This window comes from Micromonospora sp. NPDC050397 (assembly GCF_044901685.1).
In the GTDB taxonomy this organism is placed as follows: Bacteria; Actinomycetota; Actinomycetes; order Mycobacteriales; family Micromonosporaceae; genus Micromonospora_G.
Genome location: NZ_JBJDPS010000005.1, coordinates 406,532 through 427,372, shown reverse-complemented (window position 1 = coordinate 427,372; position 20,841 = coordinate 406,532). Strand labels below are relative to the sequence as shown.

Annotated in this window: 21 protein-coding genes and 3 tRNA genes; 8 read left to right on the top strand and 16 right to left on the bottom strand. The window is 70.4% G+C overall.

The genetic code is table 11. The annotated features are described in order from the left end of the window. Positions 1 to 243 precede the first annotated feature (243 nt). The 5 genes from ACI2K4_RS20800 to ACI2K4_RS20780 all read right to left on the bottom strand — a co-directional run bounded on the left by ACI2K4_RS20800 (position 244) and on the right by ACI2K4_RS20780 (position 6,592). The gene (locus ACI2K4_RS20800; protein WP_404513337.1) at positions 244 to 1,872 is read right to left on the bottom strand and encodes a glycoside hydrolase family 13 protein; all 1,629 of its coding nucleotides are present in this window, start codon (positions 1,870 to 1,872) and stop codon (positions 244 to 246) included. A 103-nt stretch (positions 1,873 to 1,975) separates the two neighbouring features. Further along, positions 1,976 to 2,863 (bottom strand): carbohydrate ABC transporter permease, encoded by an 888-nt coding sequence (locus ACI2K4_RS20795; protein WP_404513336.1) that lies wholly within the window; start codon positions 2,861 to 2,863, stop codon positions 1,976 to 1,978. 11 nt (positions 2,864 to 2,874) lie between these two features. Further along, positions 2,875 to 3,834: a carbohydrate ABC transporter permease gene (locus tag ACI2K4_RS20790; protein ID WP_404513335.1), complete on the bottom strand. Its 960-nt coding sequence runs from the start codon at positions 3,832 to 3,834 to the stop codon at positions 2,875 to 2,877. An 81-nt stretch (positions 3,835 to 3,915) separates the two neighbouring features. Then, positions 3,916 to 5,295, bottom strand: a complete 1,380-nt coding sequence (locus ACI2K4_RS20785) for an ABC transporter substrate-binding protein (protein ID WP_404513334.1) — start codon at positions 5,293 to 5,295, stop codon at positions 3,916 to 3,918. Between the two features lie 295 nt (positions 5,296 to 5,590). Beyond that, entirely contained in the window at positions 5,591 to 6,592 is a 1,002-nt protein-coding gene (locus ACI2K4_RS20780) for a LacI family DNA-binding transcriptional regulator (protein WP_404513333.1), read from the bottom strand. A 226-nt stretch (positions 6,593 to 6,818) separates the two neighbouring features. On the opposite strand from ACI2K4_RS20780, the gene ACI2K4_RS20775 reads away from it, so the two are divergent. Continuing rightward, positions 6,819 to 7,997, top strand: a complete 1,179-nt coding sequence (locus ACI2K4_RS20775) for a serine hydrolase domain-containing protein (protein ID WP_404513332.1) — start codon at positions 6,819 to 6,821, stop codon at positions 7,995 to 7,997. A 46-nt stretch (positions 7,998 to 8,043) separates the two neighbouring features. Here the strand turns inward: ACI2K4_RS20775 and ACI2K4_RS20770 are convergent, their stop codons facing one another. Both ACI2K4_RS20770 and ACI2K4_RS20765 read right to left on the bottom strand, forming a co-directional pair. Beyond that, complete coding sequence (locus ACI2K4_RS20770) at positions 8,044 to 9,279, bottom strand: cryptochrome/photolyase family protein (protein ID WP_404513331.1); 1,236 nt, start codon at positions 9,277 to 9,279, stop codon at positions 8,044 to 8,046. Next, entirely contained in the window at positions 9,276 to 10,262 is a 987-nt protein-coding gene (locus tag ACI2K4_RS20765; protein ID WP_404513419.1) for a phytoene/squalene synthase family protein, read from the bottom strand. Before ACI2K4_RS20765 ends, ACI2K4_RS20770 begins: the two co-directional genes overlap by 4 nt. A gap of 210 nt (positions 10,263 to 10,472) precedes the next feature. On the opposite strand from ACI2K4_RS20765, the gene crtI reads away from it, so the two are divergent. The 7 genes from crtI (at position 10,473) to ACI2K4_RS20730 (ending at position 15,096) form a co-directional block, all read left to right on the top strand. Further along, positions 10,473 to 11,954, top strand: coding sequence for a phytoene desaturase family protein (gene crtI / locus ACI2K4_RS20760; protein ID WP_404513330.1), 1,482 nt, complete (start codon positions 10,473 to 10,475; stop codon positions 11,952 to 11,954). After that, a complete protein-coding gene (idi, locus tag ACI2K4_RS20755) occupies positions 11,951 to 12,607 on the top strand; it encodes an isopentenyl-diphosphate Delta-isomerase (protein ID WP_404513329.1) in 657 nt (218 codons plus the stop codon). The genes crtI and idi overlap by 4 nt, the downstream gene beginning before the upstream one ends. After that, positions 12,597 to 13,631: a MerR family transcriptional regulator gene (locus ACI2K4_RS20750; protein WP_404513328.1), complete on the top strand. Its 1,035-nt coding sequence runs from the start codon at positions 12,597 to 12,599 to the stop codon at positions 13,629 to 13,631. Before idi ends, ACI2K4_RS20750 begins: the two co-directional genes overlap by 11 nt. 144 nt (positions 13,632 to 13,775) lie before the next feature. Further along, on the top strand, positions 13,776 to 14,588 hold the full coding sequence (locus tag ACI2K4_RS20745) for a polysaccharide deacetylase family protein (RefSeq protein ID WP_404513327.1): 813 nt from the start codon (positions 13,776 to 13,778) through the stop codon (positions 14,586 to 14,588). Positions 14,589 to 14,723: 135 nt separating this feature from the next. Continuing rightward, a tRNA-Glu gene (locus ACI2K4_RS20740) sits at positions 14,724 to 14,796 on the top strand. 44 nt (positions 14,797 to 14,840) lie between these two features. Next, a tRNA-Asp gene (locus ACI2K4_RS20735) sits at positions 14,841 to 14,914 on the top strand. 108 nt (positions 14,915 to 15,022) lie between these two features. After that, a tRNA-Phe gene (locus ACI2K4_RS20730) sits at positions 15,023 to 15,096 on the top strand. A gap of 86 nt (positions 15,097 to 15,182) precedes the next feature. Here ACI2K4_RS20730 and ACI2K4_RS20725 read toward each other — a convergent pair. The 9 genes from ACI2K4_RS20725 to ACI2K4_RS20685 form a co-directional block, all read right to left on the bottom strand. Then, complete coding sequence (locus ACI2K4_RS20725; protein ID WP_404513326.1) at positions 15,183 to 15,407, bottom strand: hypothetical protein; 225 nt, start codon at positions 15,405 to 15,407, stop codon at positions 15,183 to 15,185. Beyond that, positions 15,404 to 15,655, bottom strand: coding sequence for a hypothetical protein (locus tag ACI2K4_RS20720; protein WP_404513325.1), 252 nt, complete (start codon positions 15,653 to 15,655; stop codon positions 15,404 to 15,406). Before ACI2K4_RS20720 ends, ACI2K4_RS20725 begins: the two co-directional genes overlap by 4 nt. Further along, entirely contained in the window at positions 15,652 to 15,882 is a 231-nt protein-coding gene (locus ACI2K4_RS20715; protein ID WP_404513324.1) for a hypothetical protein, read from the bottom strand. The genes ACI2K4_RS20720 and ACI2K4_RS20715 overlap by 4 nt, the downstream gene beginning before the upstream one ends. A gap of 326 nt (positions 15,883 to 16,208) precedes the next feature. Continuing rightward, positions 16,209 to 17,066, bottom strand: coding sequence for a helix-turn-helix domain-containing protein (locus ACI2K4_RS20710; protein ID WP_404513323.1), 858 nt, complete (start codon positions 17,064 to 17,066; stop codon positions 16,209 to 16,211). A 10-nt stretch (positions 17,067 to 17,076) separates the two neighbouring features. Then, positions 17,077 to 17,589, bottom strand: a complete 513-nt coding sequence (locus ACI2K4_RS20705; protein WP_404513322.1) for a DUF6879 family protein — start codon at positions 17,587 to 17,589, stop codon at positions 17,077 to 17,079. After that, positions 17,590 to 17,796, bottom strand: a complete 207-nt coding sequence (locus ACI2K4_RS20700) for a hypothetical protein (RefSeq protein WP_404513321.1) — start codon at positions 17,794 to 17,796, stop codon at positions 17,590 to 17,592. Positions 17,797 to 17,992: 196 nt separating this feature from the next. Then, the gene (locus ACI2K4_RS20695; RefSeq protein ID WP_404513320.1) at positions 17,993 to 19,177 is read right to left on the bottom strand and encodes a helix-turn-helix domain-containing protein; all 1,185 of its coding nucleotides are present in this window, start codon (positions 19,175 to 19,177) and stop codon (positions 17,993 to 17,995) included. A 163-nt stretch (positions 19,178 to 19,340) separates the two neighbouring features. Further along, complete coding sequence (locus tag ACI2K4_RS20690; RefSeq protein ID WP_404513319.1) at positions 19,341 to 19,463, bottom strand: hypothetical protein; 123 nt, start codon at positions 19,461 to 19,463, stop codon at positions 19,341 to 19,343. Between the two features lie 105 nt (positions 19,464 to 19,568). Beyond that, positions 19,569 to 20,780, bottom strand: coding sequence for a helix-turn-helix transcriptional regulator (locus ACI2K4_RS20685; protein ID WP_404513318.1), 1,212 nt, complete (start codon positions 20,778 to 20,780; stop codon positions 19,569 to 19,571). Positions 20,781 to 20,841: the final 61 nt, after the last annotated feature.

Sequence of the window (20,841 nt, the reverse complement as noted above, 5' to 3'; positions counted from 1 at the left end):
GAAAATCTCGGGGTACGGCGTGTCCGCCGACGGCGGGGTCGGCGTCCCCACCCCCGGCGGACACCACCGCGCCGTCGCGCTCGGCCCGGGTGGGCCCGGGGCCGAGCCGGACGTACCCGGCGACTCGGCGGCCCGCGTACGCCACCGGCGACCGCCGGTGCGACGGGCGCACCGGTTGACACGCCGGTCGCCCGGTCGCGCCGGCACGGGTCGTGCCTGCGGCGGCATACGCGTGGGCCATCGTCAGACCGTTCCGGTCCGCAGCCAGACGGCAGTGTCCGGGGGCAGCAGGTCCCCGTCCAGCGGGCCGCTGGCCAGCAGTTGGTGCTGGTGCGCCGGGAGCGGCACCGAGACCCCGGAGAGGTTCACCACGCAGGCGAAGTGGTCGTCCCGGGCGAAGGCCAACACGTCGTCCGGCGCGTCCAGCCAGCTCATCGGGCCGTCGCCGAGGCCGCTCTCGGCCCGCCGGATCCGGATCGCCGCCTGGTAGAGCGCGAGCATCGACGACGGGTCGCCGGTCTGCGCCTGGGCGGTACGTCCCTTCCACTCCGCCGGCTGCGACAGCCACGGCGCGGCGGTGGCGTCGTCCGGGCTGAAGCCGAACGGGGACGCGTCACCGGACCACGGCAACGGCACCCGGCAGCCGTCCCGGCCCGGGTCGACGTAACCGGAGCGGGGCCACATCGGGTCGGTACGTTCGCTCGGCGGCACGTCGACCTCCCAGAGCCCGAGTTCCTCGCCCTGGTAGACGTACGCGGCGCCGGGCAGGGCGAGCGAGAGCAGCGCCGCCGCACGGGCCCGCACGGTGCCCAGTTCCAGGTCGGTGAAGATGCCCTCGCGCTTCTTGGCGAAGCTGAACGTGGTGTCCTCCCGACCGTACCGGGTCACGTGCCGGGTGACGTCGTGGTTGGAGAGCACCCAGGTGGCCGGCGCACCGACCGGGGCGTGCGCGTGCAACGTGCCGTCGATGCTCTCGCGCAGCGCGGAGGCGTCCCACGCGCAGCCGAGAAAGTCGAAGTTGAAGGCGGCGTGCAGCTCGTCCGGGCGCAGGTAGTTGGTGAACCGCTGCCGGTCGGGCATCCAGACCTCGCCGATCAGCGCCCGGTCACCGGGGTACTCGTCGGCGACCCGGCGCCAGGCCCGGTAGATGTCGTGCACCCCGTCCTGGTCCCGGAACGGGTGCGGCCGGTCGGGCCGGGTCTCCGGCAGCGTGCCGTCCTTGACCAGCAGACCGGCCGAGTCGATCCGGATGCCGTCCACCCCCCGGTCGAACCAGAATCGCAGGATGTCCTCGAACTCGGCCCGGACCAGCGGGTGTTCCCAGTTGAGGTCCGGCTGCTCGGCGGTGAACAGGTGCAGGTACCAGTCGCCCGGGGTGCCGTCCGGGTTGGTGGTACGGGTCCAGGTCTCACCACCGAACTCGCCGACCCAGTCGGTCGGCCGCTGGTCACCGTTCGGGCCCCGACCGGGGCGGAACCAGAACAGGTCCCGCTCGGGTGCGCCGGGCCCACCGGCGAGTGCGGCCTGGAACCACGGGTGCGCGTCGGAGCAGTGGTTGGGCACCACGTCGACGATGGTCCGGATGCCGAGCGCGTGCGCCTCCGCGATCAGCGCCTCGGCCTCGGGCAGGGTGCCGAAGACCGGGTCGATGTCGCGGTAGTCGGCCACGTCGTAACCGGCGTCCGCCATCGGGGACGGGTACCAGGGACTGAACCAGATGGCGTCGACGCCGAGCGCGGACAGGTGATTCAGCCGGGAGCGGATGCCGGCGATGTCGCCGATGCCGTCGCCGTTGCCGTCGGCGAAACTACGTGGGTACACCTGGTAGATCACCGCTCCACGCCACCACGGACTGTTGTCTGCTGTGGACACGAGCACCTGCTTTCTGCGTCATACGTCGGCGTCTACGCCAGACCTGGGGATGTGTATCGGGCGAACGACCGTTGTCCGCCGCGCGAGTGTCGCTGGAGGTGGGCTACCCCTTGAGGCTGCCCGTGGTCAGACCGGACATGATGTTGCGCTGGAAGATCAGGAAGATGATGACGGTCGGGATCGCGGCGATCACCGACGCGGCGATCACCACGTTCATCGGCGTACCGCCGGAGAAGGCGTAGATGCCGACGCTGACCGTCCGGGTCTCCGGTGACGGCATGACCAGCTTCGGCCAGAGGAAGTCCTTCCAGACCACCGTGACGGCGAAGATGGCGACCACGCCGAGGATGGGACGCGACATCGGCAGGATGATCGACCAGAGCGTGCGCAGCGGCGTGGCCCCGTCCATCATGGCCGCCGCCATCAGGTCCTCCGGGATCGAGTCGAAGAACCGCTTCAGCAGGAAGATGTTGAAGGCGTTGGCGACCAGGGGCAGCCAGATCGCGAACGGCGAGTCGAGCAGGTTGACGTGCAGGATCGGCAGGTCGATCACGGTCACGTACTGCGGCACGATGAGGACCATCGCCGGGATCATCAGGGTCGCCAGCATCAGGCCGAGGATCACGTTGCCGAAGATCGGTCGGAGCTTGGACAACGCGTACGCCGCCGCGGTGTCGAAGACGAGCTGGAACAGCACCGCCCCGGCGGCGTAGTAGAACGTGTTGAACAGCAGCTTCGCCAGGTCCAGGTTGTGCCACGCGTCGGTGTAGTTCTGCCACTGCGGGTCCTGCGGGAACAGCGACGGCGGGGTCTGCGCGATCTCCTGCCCCGACTTGAGCGCTCCGGTGACCATCCAGTAGAGCGGCCCGAGGAAGACGAGCGTGAACCCCACGACGACAACGGTGAGCAGCGTCCAGTAGATCACCTTGCCGCGGCCCCGTCTGAGCTGGGCTTGGGAGATGAGGGTACGGGTCCCGGAGTCCTGTGCCATGGTCGCCTGTCCTAGTCCTGTCTCGCGCTCAGTCGCACGTACACGGCGGAGAAGCCGGCCAGCACCACCAGCATGATCACGCCGAGCGCGGCGGCCCCGTTGAGGTCGTTCTGGAAGAACCCGTGCTGGTAGATGAGGTACGCGACCGAGGTGGCCGAGTCCTCCGAGCCCGCGCCGTTGGCGAGGATCAGCGGCTCGATGAAGAGCTGCATGGTGGCCACGATCTGGAGCATCGCCAGCAGCGCGAGGATCAGCCGGGTCTGCGGGATCGTCACGTTGACGATCCGCCGCCAGAGCCCGGCGCCGTCGAGTTCGGCCGCCTCGTACAGCTCGCCCGGTACGTTCTGCAGCGCCGCCAGGTAGATCAGCACCGCGCTGCCCATGTTCATCCAGGTCGACGCGATCACCATCGCCGGCATCGTCATCTCGGGCGACTGCATCCACTGCGACGTGGGCAGGTGCAGTGCCTTGAGGATCGCGTTGAAGAGTCCCGCCTCGCTCGGGTCGTACGCGTAGAACTTGAACAGGAACAGCGCCGACGCGGGCGGCAGCATCACCGGCAGGTAGACCAGGATCCGCAGGTAGCCCTTGGCGTGGCGGAACTCGTTGAGCAGGATCGCCACGAAGAACGGCACCCCGTAGCCGAGCAGGAGCGCGAGGACCGTGAAGTAGATGGTGTTCTGCCAGGCGGTCCAGAAGCTCGGGTCGGCCACGATGCGGACGTAGTTGTCCCAGCCCACCCAGGTGGTCTCGCCGCGCCGGGTCCGCTGGAAGCTCATCACGATGCCACGGATCATCGGGTACCAGGAGAAGACGATGAAGCAGAGCACCGCGCCGATCAGGAACGCGTGACCGGTGAGGTTGTCCCGTACCTTGCGGCCGAGGTTCGTACGTTCCGGCCGGGCCGAGTACGGCGACGCGGGGCGACCCGGCTTCCTGGTGGTGGTCCCCGGGGCGGTGGTGATCGCCAAGGCAACTCCTGGGTGTGTCGGTGACACCGGCGGTGCGGCGGGTGGTGTGGGGACCGGAGCACCGGCCCCCACACCCGTGGATCAGCTCTCGGCGGCGAGGAGCTGGTTGACCTTCTCCTCAGCCGTCTTGAGCAGCGCGTCGATGTTCGAGTTCGGGCTGGTCAGCACCCCGGACATCGCGGCGTCGAGCACGGCGTAGATCGCCTGCGCGTTGCGCGGCTCACCCTTGATCGGCACCGGGTTCGCCTCGAAGATCGCGAAGTTCGTGGTGTCGACGTTCGCGTTCGCCTTGCGCAGTTCGAGCTCCTGCTTGTGCGCCTCGCTGCCGTTGGTGAAGAGCAGCGGCTGGGGCAGGCCCACCGGGTAGTTCTGCGGCTTGGCCCGGACGTAGTCGAACTGGCCCTTGCCCGGCGTCAGCTTCTGGTACGTGATCCACTTCAGACCGGCCTTGACCTGCTCGGGAGTGAGGCCCTTCTTGAAGAAGTAGCCCTCGCCACCGCCGAGCGTGCCCTTCGCCGGGCCGTCCTGGCCGGGCAGCGGGGCCATCGCCCAGTCCTGGAACTTGCCCTGGAACTGGCTGACGATGGCCTGGGTGGCGTCCGGCGCGCCGATGAACATGCCGACCTTGCCCGCACCGGCGTTGGTGAGCAGGTCACCCCACTGGAGGAGCTGGCGGTCGCCCATGCTGTTGTCGCCGTACCGCATGTCCTTGAGGTTCTGCAGGACCTGCTTGCCCATGGCGTTGTTGAAGTCGGCCTTCTTGCCGTCGGCGGAGAGCACCTGGCCGCCCTGCGAGTAGATCAGGGAGGTGAAGTGCCAGCCGCCGGTGTTGCCGGCGCTGTACTCCGAGTAACCGGCGATGCCGTTGCCGAGCGCGGAGATCTTCTTGGCCGCGGCCCGCACCTCGCCCCAGGTCTTCGGCGGGTTGTTCGGGTCGAGCCCGGCCTGCTGGAACAGGACCTTGTTGTAGACCAGGCCCATCGAGTAGTTCTTCACCGGTACGGCGTAGATCTTGCCGCCGTCGGTGAAGACCTCCTTGAGCGCCGGGTCGATGCTGTCCCAGGTCGGTACGGTCTCCTTGGTGGCGAACTCGGTGATGTCCATCGCCTGGCCGGAGTCGAGCACCTGCTGGACGTCGGTCATGTAGCCGTAGAACAGGTCGGTCACGGTGCCACCGGCGAGCCGGGCGGTGAAGTCCGGCGGGTTGTTGCACTGCTCGCCGACGCTCACGCTCTTGACCACGATGTCCGGGTTCTGCTTCTGGAACTCGACGACGTCGTCGTTCCAGTTCTGGAGCAGCTCTTTCTGGGCGCCAGCCGGCTGACAGTCCACCGTGATGGTGACCTTGCCGTTCGCATCGGTCGACGAGTCGTCACTCTTCGTGGAGCACGCCGTGAGGCTGAGCCCCAGGCCGGCTACGAGCGCCAGCGCCGCAGCATTCCGCAGCCTGGATCTGTCCATGGACGAACACCCTTCCCTTGGGTGGGCACGCGAATTGTGATCTAGCTCTCTCGTACGCAATGTTTCGTGGCGATGACGATACAAAGTCGAATCGCTTCCCGCAAGAACTCGACCAAAATTCGAAAGACTGCGACTGTTTGCCCCGGGTGGGCGGCCGGGCCACGCCGGTCCGCACCCCCGCCCCACGCAAAAGGGCGGACCGGTGGCCGGTCCGCCCTGGGTCGTGCGTGTCGTTGCTGGTCAGAGGGTTGTCGGGGAAGGAAGGTCGGTCAGTGGTGGGCTCTCGTCACCGGGCTCAGCGACCGGGTACGGGCGCGGTCGAGCCGCGTACCACCAGCTCGGGTTCGAAGAGCAGCTCGTCGTGCAGCACCCCGGCCCCCTCGATCTGGGTGACCAGCAGGTCCACCGCCGCCTGCCCCATCGTCTCGATCGGCTGCCGGACCGTGGTCAGCGGCGGATCGGTGCAGGTCATGAACGCCGAGTCGTCGAAGCCCACGACGGAGATGTCGGTCGGCACCGAACGACCCAACCGGCGGGCCGCCCGGATGGTGCCCAGGGCCAGCACGTCGCTGGCGCAGATGATGCCGGTCACCCCCCGCTCGACCAGTTTCGTCGCGGCGACCCTGGCCCCCTCCATCGAGAAGCTGGACCGCTCCACGCGGTCGTCGCCGGGCGCCCAGCCGGCCACCTGGACCATCGCGGCGAGCTTGCGCCGGGACGGCACGTGGTCCTCCGGGCCGAGCACCATGCCGATCCGTTCGTGGCCGAGCGAGCGGAGATGGCCGTACGCCTGCTCCACCGCCACCGCGTCGTCCGTCGACACCCGGGGGAACTCCAGTTCGTCCACGCCCGCGTTGACCAGGACCACCGGCAGCCCCCGGTCGGTCAACCGGCGGTAGTGGTCGTGCCGGGCGTCGGCGAGCGCGTACGAGCCACCGGCGAAGATCACCCCGGAGACCTGGTGGTCGAGCAGCATCTCGACATAGTCCATTTCCGAGACGCCACCGATGGTCCGGGCACAGAGTGCCGGGGTGAAACCGCGCTGGGCGAGCGAGCCGGTGACCACCTCGGCGAGCGCCGGGAAGATCGGATTCTGCAGTTCGGGCAGGACCAGGCCGACCAGCCGAGCGCGTTCACCCCGCAGTTTTGTCGGCCGTTCGTAGCCGAGCACGTCCAGCGCGGTGAGCACGGCGGTGCGGGTGGCCTCGGAGACGCCGTCGCGACCGTTGAGCACCCGGCTCACCGTGGCCTCGCTGACGCCGGCCTTCTTTGCTACTTCGGTGAGGCGTTTAGTCACGGCCGCAATGGTACGGCAATTTCCTGCAAGAAATTAACTGGAATCTGCCGCGCCGCTACTTCGGATTGTTCGGGTTGTTCGGGCGCCTCGTTGGCGGCCGATGAAAAGTCGGGTCACCGGCTTGTCGAGACGGCCCGGTGCGCCATCCGGTAACGCCGGTGAGCCATCCGGTGACGATAGACCCGGCTGATCCGGTCCGCCTTTCCGCTCGCCTACCGTGGGTCGGGTGAGCGCAGACCAGCTACCTGACGATCCGGTGAACGGCGACTGGGACCGGCGCTTTGTCGCCGTACGGGATGCCTTCGCGGCCCTGCTCGACGACGAGCGCCCGGTCGAGGGTGCCACCCGGCCCACCGCCGGTGACGACCTGCCCCGAGGCGCGGCCGAGACCGGCGCGAGCCTCGCCGTCTGGCACCGGGGCCGTCCGGTGCTGGACCTGTACGGCGGCTGGCGCGACTCCGCCCGGACCCGGGTCTGGAGCCCGGACACGCTGGTCAACGTCTACTCCGTGGGAAAGCCGGTGGCCGCCCTCTGTGTGCTGCTGCTGGTGCAGCGGGGCCGGGTCGGTCTGGACGACCCGGTGGTCCGGCACTGGCCCGGGTTCCGGGCGAGCGGGGCGACCGTCCGGCACGTGCTCGACCACACCGCCGGGCTGCCGGTCTTCCCGGTGCCCCGCCCGGAGCCGGCGCTCGGCGACTGGTCGCTGCTCACCGGCGACCTGGCCGACGCCGAACCGCTCTGGACGCCGGGCACCGTCGCCGCCGAGCACGCGCTGACCTACGGTCACCTCCTCGGCGAACTGGTCCGGCGGGTCGACGGCCGGTCGATCGGCCGCTTCCTGGCCGACGAGATCGCCGGGCCGTGGCGGCTCGACCTGCACTTCGGGCTCGCCCCGATGGACCAGGCCCGCTGCGCCGACCTGGGCTACGGGGACCCCGACTGGCCGGTCACCATCCTCGGTACGCCGGGCTCGCTGCGCGCCCGCGCGCTCGGCAACCCGGCCGGCTGCCTCGACCTGGCCGTACTCAATGGCCCGCTCTGGCGCGGTGCCGAACTACCCGCGGTGAACCTGCACGCCACCGCCGCCGGCCTGGCTCGGCTCTACTCGGGGCTGCTCGCCGGTGGGGAGCTGGACGGCGTACGGCTGTTCGACGCCGACCTGGTGACCGAGCTGACCCGGGCCCAGCACAGCGGTGACGACCTGCTGCTGGAGCGGCCGGTCCGGTGGACCCTCGGCATGCAGCTCGAAGAGGACGGTAGCTGGGGCATGGGCGGCATCGGGGGCAGCGCCGCCTGGGCCGACCCGGTACGCGACTACACGTTCGCGTACGCGACCCGGCACCTGGCCGGCTTCGAACGGGTGGAGCACCTGGTCGACGTACTGCACACCTGCCTCGACGGTTAGCAGGGGGCCCTTCCTATCCGTATCCGTTAACAAGGGGCCCTTCCTTTCACCGCAGCCAGCGGCGACGGTAGGCACCTTCGGGGTCGTAGCGGTCGGCTTGGCGTTTCGGGTTGAAGCGCCGGTACGGCTTTGTGTCGTTGCCGGTGCCGGCGACCCACTGCCAGTTGCCGGAATTGTTTGGCAGGTCGCCGTCGAGCAGCCAGCGGGCGAAGATCGCCAGACCGTCGCGCCAGTCCAGCCCCAACTCCTTGGTCAGGTACGACGCGGTAATCAATCGGGCCCGGTTGTGCATCCAGCCCTGAGCCCGCAACTGCCGCATGCCGGCGTCCACGATCGGCTCACCGGTGCGCCCCTGTGCCCAGGCGGCCAGGGTCTTCTCGTCGTACCGCCACTCGTCTCGGGAACCGGGTCGGTAGGCGCGGGTGGCCAGGTCGGGAAAGGCGTACGCGACCTGGTAGTAGAAGTCCCGCCAGCAGAGCTGCCGGACAAACGGGTGGGCCGGGTCCGGTCCGCCCGTCATGGCGGCCAGCGCGGCACGGGCCACGGCCAGTGGCGAGAGGCAGCCGAACCGCAGGTACGGGCTGAGTCGCGAGGTCCCGTCACCGGCCAGGTCGTCGTGCAGGTCGTCGTACCGGTCGAGGTCGCGCAGCCAGCCGCGCAACCGGTCCCGGCCGACGCGCTCGCCGCCGGGCAGCGCCTCCGGGGACTCACCGGCCGGTTCCGCCGGCAGCCGACCGACCTCGACCCCGGTCGGCAGCGGCACCCGCGCGGGGGTGGCCACCTCGTCCCGCCACCGCCGGGCCGACCAGCCCCGGTGGTAGGGACTGAACACCCGGTAGTGGTCGCCGCCCGAGCCGGGCCGGACGGCGCCGGGCTCGACCACGGTGAGGCCGGGAAAGGTACGCAGCGACAGCCCGTGCCGGTCGCACTCGGCGGCCAGCCGGCGCTCCCGTCGACGGGCGTAGTGGCTCACGTCGGCCGACAGGGCGATCCCGGTCGCGCCGACCGCACGGCCGAGCCGGATCGTCTCGGCGACCGGGTCGCCGTGGCGCAGCACCAGGTCACCGCCGCGTTCGCGGAGCGCGTCCCGCAGGTCGACCAGGCTCTGGTGCAGGAACCGGTCCCGGTTGGGCGAGCGGCCGGCCAGGGCCGGGTCGAGGACAAAGAGCGGCACCACCCGGTCGAAGTTGGCGCAGGCGGTGGCGAGCGCCGGCTGGTCGTGCACCCGCAGGTCGCGGGTGAAGAGCACGATCGCGGTCCGGCCGCCCGGCGGCGCGCTCACCGGGGAGCCGGCGGCGGGTCCGTCGCCGGTCGGGCCACCCTCGCCGGTACGGCCACCGTCGGCCCGCCGGAGGGTCCGGGCACCACCACCGGTGTGCCGGTACGGGTCAGCAACGAGCGGGCGACCACCGCTGCCCGGCGGCGTCGGGGCACCACCGCCCGGCGTACGAAGACGTCGTAACCGGCGGCGGCGACCTCGTCCAGGATGCCGCCGTAGAGCGCGTACGCCGTCCGCATGCACGCCTGCGAGGCGGGGTTGAGCAGGACGATCCCGGGTGCGGCGGCGGCGTAGTGCGCCTGGGCACGGGCCACCTCGTACTCGATCAGCTCCCGGATCGCGCTGCCGGCCCGGCACCGGGCGGCGGCCTCGACCAGGTCGTCCCGGCTCACCCCGAACTTCGCCAGGTCCTCGTCGGGCAGGTAGGTGCGCCCCCGGTCGAGGTCCTCGGCGACGTCCCGGATGAAGTTGGTGAGCTGGAACGCGAGCCCGAGTTGGCGGGCCGGTTCGCGGGCGGCGACCGGGTCGGAGGAGCCGAGGATGGGCAGCATCATGGTGCCGATCACCGCCGCCGAGCCCTCCATGTAGTCGAGCAGGTCGTCGTAACTGGCGTAGGAGGTGATGGTGAGGTCCATCGCCATGCTGCGCAGGAACGAGGCGAAGTCCTCCGGGTCCAGGTCGAACGCGGCGATGGTGTGCAGCACCGCCGGGAGCAGCGGATCGCTGGCCGGGGCCAAGCGCAGGCCGGCGACGAACCGCTCGGACCAGTCGCCGAGCCGGGCCGCCCGCTCCGCCGGGGGCAGTTCGTCGGTGCGGTCCACGATCTCGTCCGCGTACCGGGTGAAGCCGTAGAGCGCGTGCACGTGCGGGCGTTTCCACGCGGGCAGCAGCCGGGTCGCGAGATAGTACGTGCGGCCGTGCTGTCTGTGCAGCTCACGGCAGCGCGCATAGGCCGCGTCGAGTTCCGTCTCGGCCGTCGTGCCGATCGTCCGGCCCGGCTCCGGTGCCACCTTCCCCACCGCCCAGCTCCTTCGAGTAAATCGACGCACCAATCGACGCAACTCGTAACCCTAGGGTACGCTCCCACGTCGGCCAAGGACCCCGGCCGACGCACAATCCCTCCGCACTTACTCGTCTTGCTGTGGTAACGACCCATCGGCGGGCATGATGAGGGATCGCAGTAGGGAGGTGATCGCGTGCGGACCGTGAGTGGACGGACCGATCGGGTCGTGGTGGTCGGCGCGGGGCTCGGTGGCCTCGCCTGCGCGCTGCACCTCGCCGGCGCCGGCCGGCAGGTGACCGTGCTCGAACGTGAACCGGTGCCGGGCGGGCGGGCCGGGCGGCTCAGCCTCGGTGGCTACGAGTTCGACACCGGTCCGACCGTGCTGACCATGCCGGACCTGATCCGCGAGGCGCTGGGCGCGGTCGGCGAGGAGCTGACCGACTGGTTGGACCTGACCCCGCTCGACCCGGCGTACCGGGCGCACTACCCGGACGGCTCCACCCTCGACGTGCACACCGACCCGGAGCAGATGGCGGCCGAGATCGCCCGGGTCTGCGGTCCGTGGGAGGCCGACGGCTACCTCCGCTTCGTCGACTACGCCCGGAGCCTCTGGCAGCTCGAACGGGCCGACTTCATCGAACGCAACCTCGACTCCCCGCTCGACCTGCTCAACCGCAACCTGCTCCGGCTGGTCGCGGCCGGCGCCTTCCGCCGGCTACAGACCAAGGTCAACCAGTTCTTCCGCGACCCCCGGACCCAGCGGATCTTCTCGTTCCAGGCGATGTACGCCGGACTCGCCCCGCACGACGCGCTCGCCATCTACACGGTGATCTCCTACCTCGACTCGGTCGCCGGGGTCTACTTCCCGCGCGGCGGCATCCACGCGGTCTCCAAGGCGCTGGCCGGGGCCGCGGAGAAGCACGGCGTGGAGATCCGGTACGGCACCACCGTCAGCCGGGTGGAGACCTCCGCCGGCCGGGCCACCGCCGTACGGACCAGCGACGGCGAGCGGATCCCGGCCGACGTGGTGGTGCTCAACCCGGACCTGCCGGTCGCGTACCGGGACCTGTTGCCGCCGACCCGGAAACGACCGTTGACCTACTCCCCGTCCTGCGTGGTGCTGCACGTCGGCTCGTCCCAGGGCTACTCCGGGATCGCCCACCACAACATCCACTTCGGCCGCTCCTGGCGGGGCACCTTCCGGGAGGTGATCAAGCAGGGGCAGTTGATGTCCGACCCGTCGCTGCTGCTCACCAACCCGAGCCGGACCGACCCCTCGGTGGCACCCGCCGGCCGGCACACCTACTACGTGCTGGCCCCGGTGCCGAACCTCGACCGGGCCCCGCTGGACTGGCGCGGCGACCTGGCCCGCCGGTACGCGGCCGAGCTGATGGAGACGCTGGAGACCCGGGGCTACGTCGGGTTCGCCGACGGGGTCGAGGTCTCCGAGATCGTCACCCCCGCCGACTGGGCCGACGCCGGCATGGCCGCGGGCACCCCGTTCGCCGCCGCGCACAGTCTTTTCCAGACCGGACCGTTCCGTCCGACGAATCTTCACCGCACACTCTCCAATGTGGTCTTCGTCGGTTCGGGTACGCAGCCGGGAGTGGGGGTTCCGATGGTGTTGATCTCCGGCAAACTGGCCGCGGCACGGGTCACCGGCGGTGGCCGATGAGCGCCCGCGAGGACCACCTGGTCGAACTGGTCGACGACGGCGGCACGGTGCTCGGCGAGACCAGCGTCGCCGCCGCGCACCAGCCCCCGGGGCAGCTCCACCGGGCCTTCTCGGTGCTGCTGATCGACCCGGCCGGCCGGGTGCTGCTGCAACAGCGCGCCTCGGTGAAGACCCGGTTCCCGCTGCGCTGGGCCAACTCGTGCTGCGGCCACCCCGAACCCGGCCAGTCGCTGCGTACCGCCGCCAACCGGCGGCTGTTGGAGGAGCTGGGTGTCGGCCCGGTCGGGCTGACCGAGGTGGGGGTCCACCTCTACTACGCCGAGGACCCGTCCACCGGCCGGGTCGAGTACGAGTACGACCACGTACTGTGTGGCGCTTTCTCGCCCGACCAGCCGGTGTCACCCGATCCCGCCGAGGTGGCCGACCTACGCTGGGTCGACCCGGAGCAGCTTTCGGCCGAGATCGCCACCACACCCGACCGGTACGCGCCCTGGCTCGTCGGCGTGCTCGACCGCTACCTCCGCTCCGGCCCGTCCCACACCAGCGGTACGCCGGCCGGCGGTGGACCGGCCGAGGCGGGTGTCCCGGCCGGTGCCGCCGGTGGACCGGTCGGCCCGTCCGACAACGCGGCGGAGCCGCCGGGTGGCCGATGACGGACTGAGCGCGGGCACGGTCGCGCGCCAGCTCGGCGTCGCGGTCACCACCCTGCGCACCTGGCACCAGCGGTACGGTCTCGGGCCGAGTCAGCACGTACCGGGCCAGCACCGGCGCTACTCCGCGCAGGACCTGGCCCGGCTGGAGGTGATGCGCCGGCTCACCGCCGAGGGGGTGGTGCCGGCCGAGGCCGCCCGGTGGGCGCAACGGGCTGTGGACGTACCCGATCGGGAGACGGTGTGGTCGGCGCGCCGGGCCACGATCCGGCCGCGCGACGGTGGCGGCCGGGCCATCCCGGTGCCGACCGCCGGGCCGGCGGCGCGCGGGCTGGCCCGCGCGGCGATGCGGCTCGACGCCGCCGCCGTCTGCGACACGATCGAGCGGGCGATCGCCGCCGACGGGGTGGTGGCCGCCTGGGACGGTCTGCTGCGACCGGTGCTGGCCGGGATCGGTGAGCGGCACGCCGCCACGACCGGCCTGATCGAGGTGGAACACCTGCTCTCCCGCTGCGTCTCCGAAACACTCTCGGTGGTGACCCGGACGGCGACCCGGAACCGCCCGTCCGGCGCGGACGGTCTCCCCCACCGCCAGCCGCCCCACCGCCAGCCCGCCCGAATTTTGCTCGCCTGCGCGGACGAGGAGCAGCACACCCTCCCGCTGGAGGCCCTGGCGGCGGCACTCGCCCAGGCCGGTGTGCCCAGTCGTCAGCTCGGTGCGCGGGTGCCGATGGCGGCGCTGGTCGACGCGGTCGCCCGGACCGGTCCGGCCGTGGTGGTGCTCTGGTCGCACGCGCCGGCCACCGCCGACCCAGCCCAGCTCCGAGCGGTCCTGGCCGGTCCGCGGCGACCCGCGCTGCTGCTCGCCGCCGGACCCGGGTGGCGGGCCGAGGAGCTACCGGCGGGGGTGGACCATCCGGCGAGTCTGGCCGAGGCGCTGGCGCTCACCGTGGCGGTACCCGGACCGCCCGAGGGGGCGCCGGCCGTGCCGGTGCCCGTAGCCGCCGAACGGTCGCTGCGCGGCTGACCGGTCCGGCCGCGGGCCCCCGGAGGAATCGACGGCCACCGAACCGGAACGGCCCCGAACGGGGCTCACGTACGGTCCCGGATTGGGCTAGCGTGGGGCGTTCCGCCCCGATGCCCCCCGCCCGACACCCCTCGGGAGTCGACGATGACGCGACCCGCCGCGCTCGCGGCCGGGCTGGTCCTGGTGGCGCTCCTCACCGCCGCCTGCGCCAATGGCCAGCACGACCTCGCGGCCCCTCCCCGCTTCGCCCCGTTCACCCCGGCCACCAGCGCACCCGCACCCGGCCCGACCCCGTCGGCCACCCCGTCGACCTCGCCGAGCGCCGTACCGACGGCGAGCCGTCCACCCACGCCCCGGAGCACGGTCGGGCCGCACGACACCCGGCGGATGACCGGCGGGAAGGGGGTCGCGCTCACCTTCGACGACGGCCCGTCACCGGACTGGACCCCGAAGGTGCTCGACCAGCTCCGCCAGGCCAAGGTCAGGGCGACGTTCTGCGTGCTCGGCACGAAGGTGCGGAAGTATCCGCAGCTCGTCGCCAGGATCGTGCGCGAGGGCCACACCCTCTGCAACCACAGTTGGCAGCACGACCTCAAGCTGGGCGAGAGGTCCGAGGCCGAGATCCGGGCCGACCTGCTGCGGACCAACCGGGAGATCCGGCGGGCGACGCGGGGAGCCCGGGTCGACTACTACCGGCAGCCCGGCGGTGCGTGGACCCCGTCGCTGGTCCGGGTGAGCCGGGATCTGGGCATGACGCCGCTGCACTGGGACGTCGATCCGAGGGACTGGGAGAAGCCCGGTGCCCCCATGATCAGCCAACGGGTGCTGGCGCAGGTGCGGCCCGGCTCGATCATCCTGCTGCACGACGGGGGCGGGGACCGCAGCGGCACGCTCAGCGCCTGCCCGACCCTCCTGACCACTCTGAAACAGAAGTACGGGATCGTGCGCTTGAAGTAGATTTGGGGGAGTTCTGCCCTGCCCCGATACGGATTTGGTCGCCCGGTGCACGATCACGTATGCTTTCCAAGCCTCCGGCGGGGCCGGATGGGAGCAAGAACTGCTTGAGTTGTCTTGTGCAATGATGGCGGGGCCGCCCTCATCGTCTAGTGGCCCAGGACGCCGCCCTTTCAAGGCGGTAGCACGGGTTCGAATCCCGTTGGGGGCACGTGTAACATCCGTCCAGCCGGTCGGTGCAAGTGGTAAGAGCTAGGTCCTGTGGAGCAGTTGGAGTGCTCGCCGCCCTGTCAAGGCGGAGGTCGCGGGTTCAAGTCCCGTCAGGACCGCAAGCGCCGCTCGCCGCGCGTATAACGCGCGGCGTTCTGCGTATCGGGAGCATGTGACCCGTGCTGCGGCCAGTCCGCTGGACAGGTAACATGACCCGAGCGACACCAGGCCAGGTAGCTCAGTTGGTACGAGCGTCCGACTGAAAATCGGAAGGTCGGCGGTTCGACCCCGCCCCTGGCCACATAGCCTTTCGCCGGGCTATCAGCGAAGCCCCGACCAGCGGAAACGCCGGCACGGGGCTTCGCTATTTCCAAGCCCGAAACCGGGCTAGTGGATCAGGTGGACCCGCTCGGTGCTGCCGTCACGGTCGAGCAGGGTCAGATGCCCGCCGCCGCGCTCGACCAGCTCCAGCACCAGCACGTAGGTCGCCAACGCTCGGTTGATCGTGTCCGTCTTCGTATCCCTGGTCCGGGTGCACGCCGCATCCAGGGCGTCGACGGCGCGCGGAGTCAGGTTCACCGTCACCTTGACCAGCGCCGCCCGGTCGGTCATCGGGTCCAGGCGATGAAGCGCTCATGGAGCTGGGCCGGTGTCGGCTCCCGCAGCTCCCGCGCGGCGCGAACCAGCTCGGTCGCCATGTACATGGCCAGGGCCACGCGGTCACCGCCGAACGACGCGGTCAACTCGCCGCGCCCGGGTGCGCACGGCCACGGGTGTCCGCATCGGCCACAGTCCCACCGGCCGCTGGCCGACTTGTGGGTCAGCTCGACGAGGACCGTGTTCCGCAAGGGTGGGTTCATCGCCGCGCCTTTCGCTCGACAGACTCCTGCTCGGCGTGTAGCAGCAGCGGGTCCACCACTGCCTGCTGAGCGGCCAGCAGCCGGGTGCACTGGCCGGGCGCGTAGGCCGGACACATCTGGCACTCTCCGCCCTCGTGGGCCTCGACGGTTGCCCGCGCGCCGCCCAGGATGGCCGGCCACACGGACCGGGGCATGATCGTCAGCGGGTGCTGGTCGGGGTCAGTCATCGCCGCCGCCGCGTCCAGCGCACCACGCCAGCGTTGTGCAAGATCCGCAGCAAGGGCAGCGGCACCTCCGTACGGACGGTCGGCCGTGGCCTTGGTGGTGTGAGGTACCAACTGATCATCGCGCTCATCACCTCCGGGACGGGAAGAGGTGGGGCGTGGCGACCCGTCCCTGAGCACCACGCCCCCGGGCGCCAGGGGCAGAGCGTGACCTGGCGCGATCAGGGGCGCAGCCAGCGGCCGTTCCGCCGAATGGATACCGCCGGCTGCGCTTGGTAAGACGCTATGGGCGCTGCGTGACCAGGCGGAACAGAGTTGCTTCAGATTGCTCAGCGGGCGTCCAGGGCTTCGATCGCGGACGTGATCAGGGCGCGGGCGGCAGCTCCGTACACCGCGCGGGACGCGAGCAGGCCGAACACGTCCGCGTACATGGCCACCTCCGGCGCCTGCGTAACCCGCAGATGGCCCGACACCAGCTCAACGCTGACCTGCTCATCATCGAACATCCAGAAGCCCTCGGTGGGCCAGATGCCCGACCGGTCGACGCCGAGCGGGACGACGCCGAGCGACACCGACGGCAGCGTGCCGGCCGTCAGCAGGTGTCCGAGCTGGCCGACCATCGTCTCCGGCCCGCCGATTGGCTGGCGTAGGACGCTCTCCTCCAACACCACAGCGAACCGGTGATCGCCCTCGTGGATGACCCGCTGTTTCTCGACGCGCACCTCTACAGCCGCGTCCAGGTCGTCGGCCGGCAGTCCGCGACGGTCGACGGTCGAGCGCAGCACGGCGCTGATGTAGGCACGGGTCTGGAGCGGCCCGGGGACCAGCCACGACGAGTAGATCCGGAACCGGCGGGTCCGCTCCCAGAGTGGCACCACGGACTGTTGCGCCAGCTTCAACCCGGTGCGCTCCATCCGCCGCCACTCGATGAACATCCCCTCGGCCGCCCGCAGCGAAGCGACCAGGTCGTCAGCCTGGCCGGCGGCACCGCAGTGCCGGGACCACACGCGGAGGTCCTCGATCGAGGGGGTCTGCTTCCCGTGCTCGATCTTGCTGACCTTTGAGGAGTGCCACCCCGCCGCCCGAGCCAGGTCACGCCCGGTCAGGCCGCCGTCTACGCGGATTTCCCGCAGGCGGACGCCGAGGGCTTCAAGCGCCTGCTGTGCACTGGACGACGGGGTGGCCACGGTACGCCGGTCAGGCCGGGTCGTACTCGTCGTGTGGGACCGCCCGGTCCCACACGGCTTCGAACGCTGAGGCGCACAGCTTGATAACCGCCTGGTCCTCGACCAGCTCGACGCCGAGGAAGTCCCCGTTGCCGCTGAAGTGGTTGACCGCCAGCGTCGTGTCATCGAACAGCCAGAAGTCGTTGCCAGGCAGCGCCAGGTCGGTAGCTCGACGCCGGGGCAGCCACCGCACCTGCTCCCCGGCGGCGACGTTGGGGAACGTGACGTCGTACTCGTACCGGATGTAGTCGCTGACCGGCTCGGACACGATGCGAGCGCGACGCACCTCCACACCGCGGTCGACCATCGCCACGACCGTATCCAGCCACGGCCGCCACCACGATGCCCGGTCGTCCGGGTTGATCCGGTGGCCGCCCTGCCACGCCCGGTACGACGGGTCATCGAGCATGTAGCCGTCCCGCAGTTCCAGGTGCACAGCGCTCTGCTGGCAGCCCCGAAAGAGCTGGTCAAAGGTCACGGTCACTCAGTCCGCCTCGGGGAAGAACTGCATCATGCGTTTCGGAAACTCGATCACGGTCTCGTGGTCGGGGATGTCCATCTGGGCCAGTCGCTCCGGGTCGTTGACCTTCCAGCCCTGGAACACGTACGTGTTTCTCTCGTCGTCGTAGTACAGGGTCGGGGACTGGCCGTCCGGGCTGGCAGGGTCCTTGCCGAGAAACCGCAGCGTCATGATGACTCCCATCGTCGGGGCGGGAAACGGTTGTGGCTGAGTTTGCGTGGGTGGGGTTACCGACATCAATGGATGTGCTCGGGTTTGCAGGAACGCGGCGCGGATCGACACGGTCCGGGTGCACCCATCGCCGCGCCCGTGATCACGACGCTACCGAGGGCAACGAGCGGGAGTGGAACGCCTACGCACCACGAACTCAGTCGGCGACACCCATCCGTTCGCAGAGACCCCGCAACTCGGAGCCACCCACCCCGCGCCGCAGCAGCGCGCGCGCAGTCTCCCGGGCCGAGGTGGACGACCGGGTGTGCTGCTGCCCGGTCCGCTCAGCGGTGAGCAGCCACCGCACCGCGTCACGATCATGGCCCAAGTCAACATGCCCCCGGGCCATGTCCATGTAGAAGTACACCTGCCGTACTGCGGGTAGCCCGTCGACCCGCACCCTGGCGGCCGTCTCCACGGCCTCGCCCGGTCGGCCCGTGTCGAGCTGGTGGGCCATCTGCCACAGCGCCACGTTCCGGGGGCCCCAGGCCATGTCCCAACTGGTCGTTTCGCCGGTCCGCTGGGCGATCCGCGCTGCTTCCGCCAGGTGGCTTTCCGCCGTGCCAGCGTCGCGGACACCTGACGAATGGTGAGCCCGCGCCAGGTGGAGGAAGCCGAGCAGGTCCAGCGCGGCTGGCGCGTCCAGGTGGTGTTCCAGGTCATCGCTGGCTCGCCCGGCGGCGGACCGCGCCGGGCCGTAGGCTCCGGAGTACGCCAGGACCCGGGCGCGGTTCGCGGCGGCGACCGCCAGCGCTACCGGTTCTTCGAGCCGCTGTGCGGCATCCTCGCAGTGATCGACCGCGAGCAGGGCTTGCGCCGGGTAGCCGACGTTCAGGAGGCACCCCATCGCCACCCCGTACACCGGGACCATCACCTTCAACGTCGCCCGCTGATCTTTCTGTCCATGCAGTCCGGGGACCAGGCTGACGAGGCGGTGCAGCGCACCGGCATAGTCGCACCTGGCATACAGGTCCCGGACCAGCGTCGACTCCTGGAGGAGTGCGTCCACGGGGGTCGGATCCTGCCGTGCCGGCTCGGTAAGCGGGTGGTTCATCATCGCCCGCCAGACCCGTTCGGCGCCGATGCGGGCAGACTCCAGTTGCCGGTCTGCTGGCGTGTACGGCTGCCCGGTCAGCTCGACCACGGAGCATTCAAGAGCGGCGGCAAGGTCAACGATCATGTACCGGTCGGTTCGCTGGGTTCCGTGCTCGATGCGTGACCAGCTCGTGTGGGAGATGCCGGCCCGGCTGGCGGCATGACGGATGCTCCAGTTACGGAGTTCACGGCGGGCGCGGATGCGCTGTCCAACGGATGGGTCCGAGGGAACGGGCCGACGAGGCATAGCGGTGGACCTTCCCAGGTAGGGCTGGGGCGGTGGCACGCCAGGCCCTACCCGGGCGGGCCGCCACTTCGGACGGTACACCCGAAAATCGATCGAGGGGTACGCACACTTCGCGTACCCCTCGATCGATGGTAAGCCTCGTCAGCAGCGGCGAAGATCAGCATCATGCGTCTTCGAACAGGAAGGTGGGTAAGGGACGGAGAAAATCGATGAGCAACTCGACGGCAGAGTCCGTCACGGCGCCAATGGCACCGCCGGGCAGGTCGCACATGAAATCGAGCAGCATGGCGCAGATCCGCAACCGCGTGTCGGAGGCACGACCGTGAGATCACGTTAGGTATCGACGAGGACGGCAAGGGGTACGTGGCGTACCCAGTTACCGGATGTACCCCTACAAGCTGATGCCCGCTCGTTCGGCCAACTCGACCGCGTCCGCCCGAATCGACGCCGGCGCCTCCGTCGCCAACCGGGTCAGGATGTCCCGTGCCGGCGGTGAGAACCGCACGGTCTCCGGAGAGGTGGCATCTGCCTTGGTCAGCAGGTGCAGGCTTGCTTCCCGCGCGCCTTCCAGGTCGGCGCTCCGGGCCAGCTCCACATAGTGGCGCCCACGCCGCTCGGTCGAGGGGATGGTGGCCGGGTCGAGAGCGTGCGCGCGGCGCTGCGCCTCATCGGGGTCACCGAGGTCGACGGCGCACATCACCGCGTACACCTCGACCAGCGGCCGGGACACCCTGGTCCGCAAGCCGACATAGTCGGCCGGCAGCGCCCGGTGCACCACGTCCCGTGCGGACTCCCAATCGGCCCACGCGCCTTGGTCGCCGGTCCGCGCCCGGGTGAGCGCAGAGCACAGGTACAAGTCGGCCAGCATCTCCGCGTACTCGACCGGCCCGTCCGCGACACGGGGTTCGATCAGACCACGCGCGTCACGTAGCCGCTCCACGGCTTCGTCGCCGCGACCGGTGGACCGGAGCAGATGCGCCGCGTACCAGATGGCGTGAGCGAGAGCGAGCGGGTCGTCGGCGTCGAGGGCAGCGGCCATGCCCCGGTCGACAGTCAGCCAGACCAACTCACGGTCGCCGTGCCATGCCAGGTACGCCTGGGCGAGATGGTACGACTGGGCGAGCAGGGCCAGGGATGCCCGCCGGTCGGGTCCCTCGTGTAGGCGTACGGCCCGCTGGGTGGCGTCGAGCAGGCCAGGGAGCAACGTCCCGACTTCGGTGCGCTGGTGTCGCGAGGTGTGCCACGTCCGCCATGCGGCGTCGGTAGCGCCGCGTAGGTAGTCGGTAGTGGCCGGTTCGCCACTGACGTTGACGTGCCACGCGGTCAGCGCCCGGCGGACGTCCTCGACGGCGGGGTGACTGGGGCGCGCGTCGAGGGACAGGGTGACGGCCGGTCCGAAGAGGTCGCCGAGGTCGCGGACGCCAAGGTGTGGGGCGAGTTGCTGGGCGGCACGCAGCGTCAAGCTCCGCTTGCCGTTCTCGATGAACTTGACGGTGGTTGGCGAGAGGCTGGCTAGTCCGGCGAGACGTTCACGGGAGAGGCCGACCGCGCGGCGTAGGCGCTCGACGCGTTGCCCCGGGGTGGGTTGTGCCTGCTCGGTCATCGAACACCTCCACCGGATGGGGTACATCGTGTACCCCGACGGTACTCCGTACAAACGATCG

Coding starts and splice junctions, on each gene's coding strand:
- ACI2K4_RS20785 (WP_404513334.1), bottom strand. CDS start 5,295: ATGGACAGATCCAGGCTGCGGAATGCTGCGGCGCTGGCGCTCGTAGCC.
- ACI2K4_RS20720 (WP_404513325.1), bottom strand. CDS start 15,655: ATGAACCCACCCTTGCGGAACACGGTCCTCGTCGAGCTGACCCACAAG.
- ACI2K4_RS20700 (WP_404513321.1), bottom strand. CDS start 17,796: ATGACGCTGCGGTTTCTCGGCAAGGACCCTGCCAGCCCGGACGGCCAG.
- ACI2K4_RS20695 (WP_404513320.1), bottom strand. CDS start 19,177: ATGCCTCGTCGGCCCGTTCCCTCGGACCCATCCGTTGGACAGCGCATC.
- idi (WP_404513329.1), top strand. CDS start 11,951: ATGAGCGCCCGCGAGGACCACCTGGTCGAACTGGTCGACGACGGCGGC.
- ACI2K4_RS20690 (WP_404513319.1), bottom strand. CDS start 19,463: ATGCTGCTCGATTTCATGTGCGACCTGCCCGGCGGTGCCATTGGCGCC.
- ACI2K4_RS20685 (WP_404513318.1), bottom strand. CDS start 20,780: ATGACCGAGCAGGCACAACCCACCCCGGGGCAACGCGTCGAGCGCCTA.
- ACI2K4_RS20745 (WP_404513327.1), top strand. CDS start 13,776: ATGACGCGACCCGCCGCGCTCGCGGCCGGGCTGGTCCTGGTGGCGCTC.
- ACI2K4_RS20795 (WP_404513336.1), bottom strand. CDS start 2,863: ATGGCACAGGACTCCGGGACCCGTACCCTCATCTCCCAAGCCCAGCTC.
- ACI2K4_RS20715 (WP_404513324.1), bottom strand. CDS start 15,882: ATGACTGACCCCGACCAGCACCCGCTGACGATCATGCCCCGGTCCGTG.
- ACI2K4_RS20725 (WP_404513326.1), bottom strand. CDS start 15,407: ATGACCGACCGGGCGGCGCTGGTCAAGGTGACGGTGAACCTGACTCCG.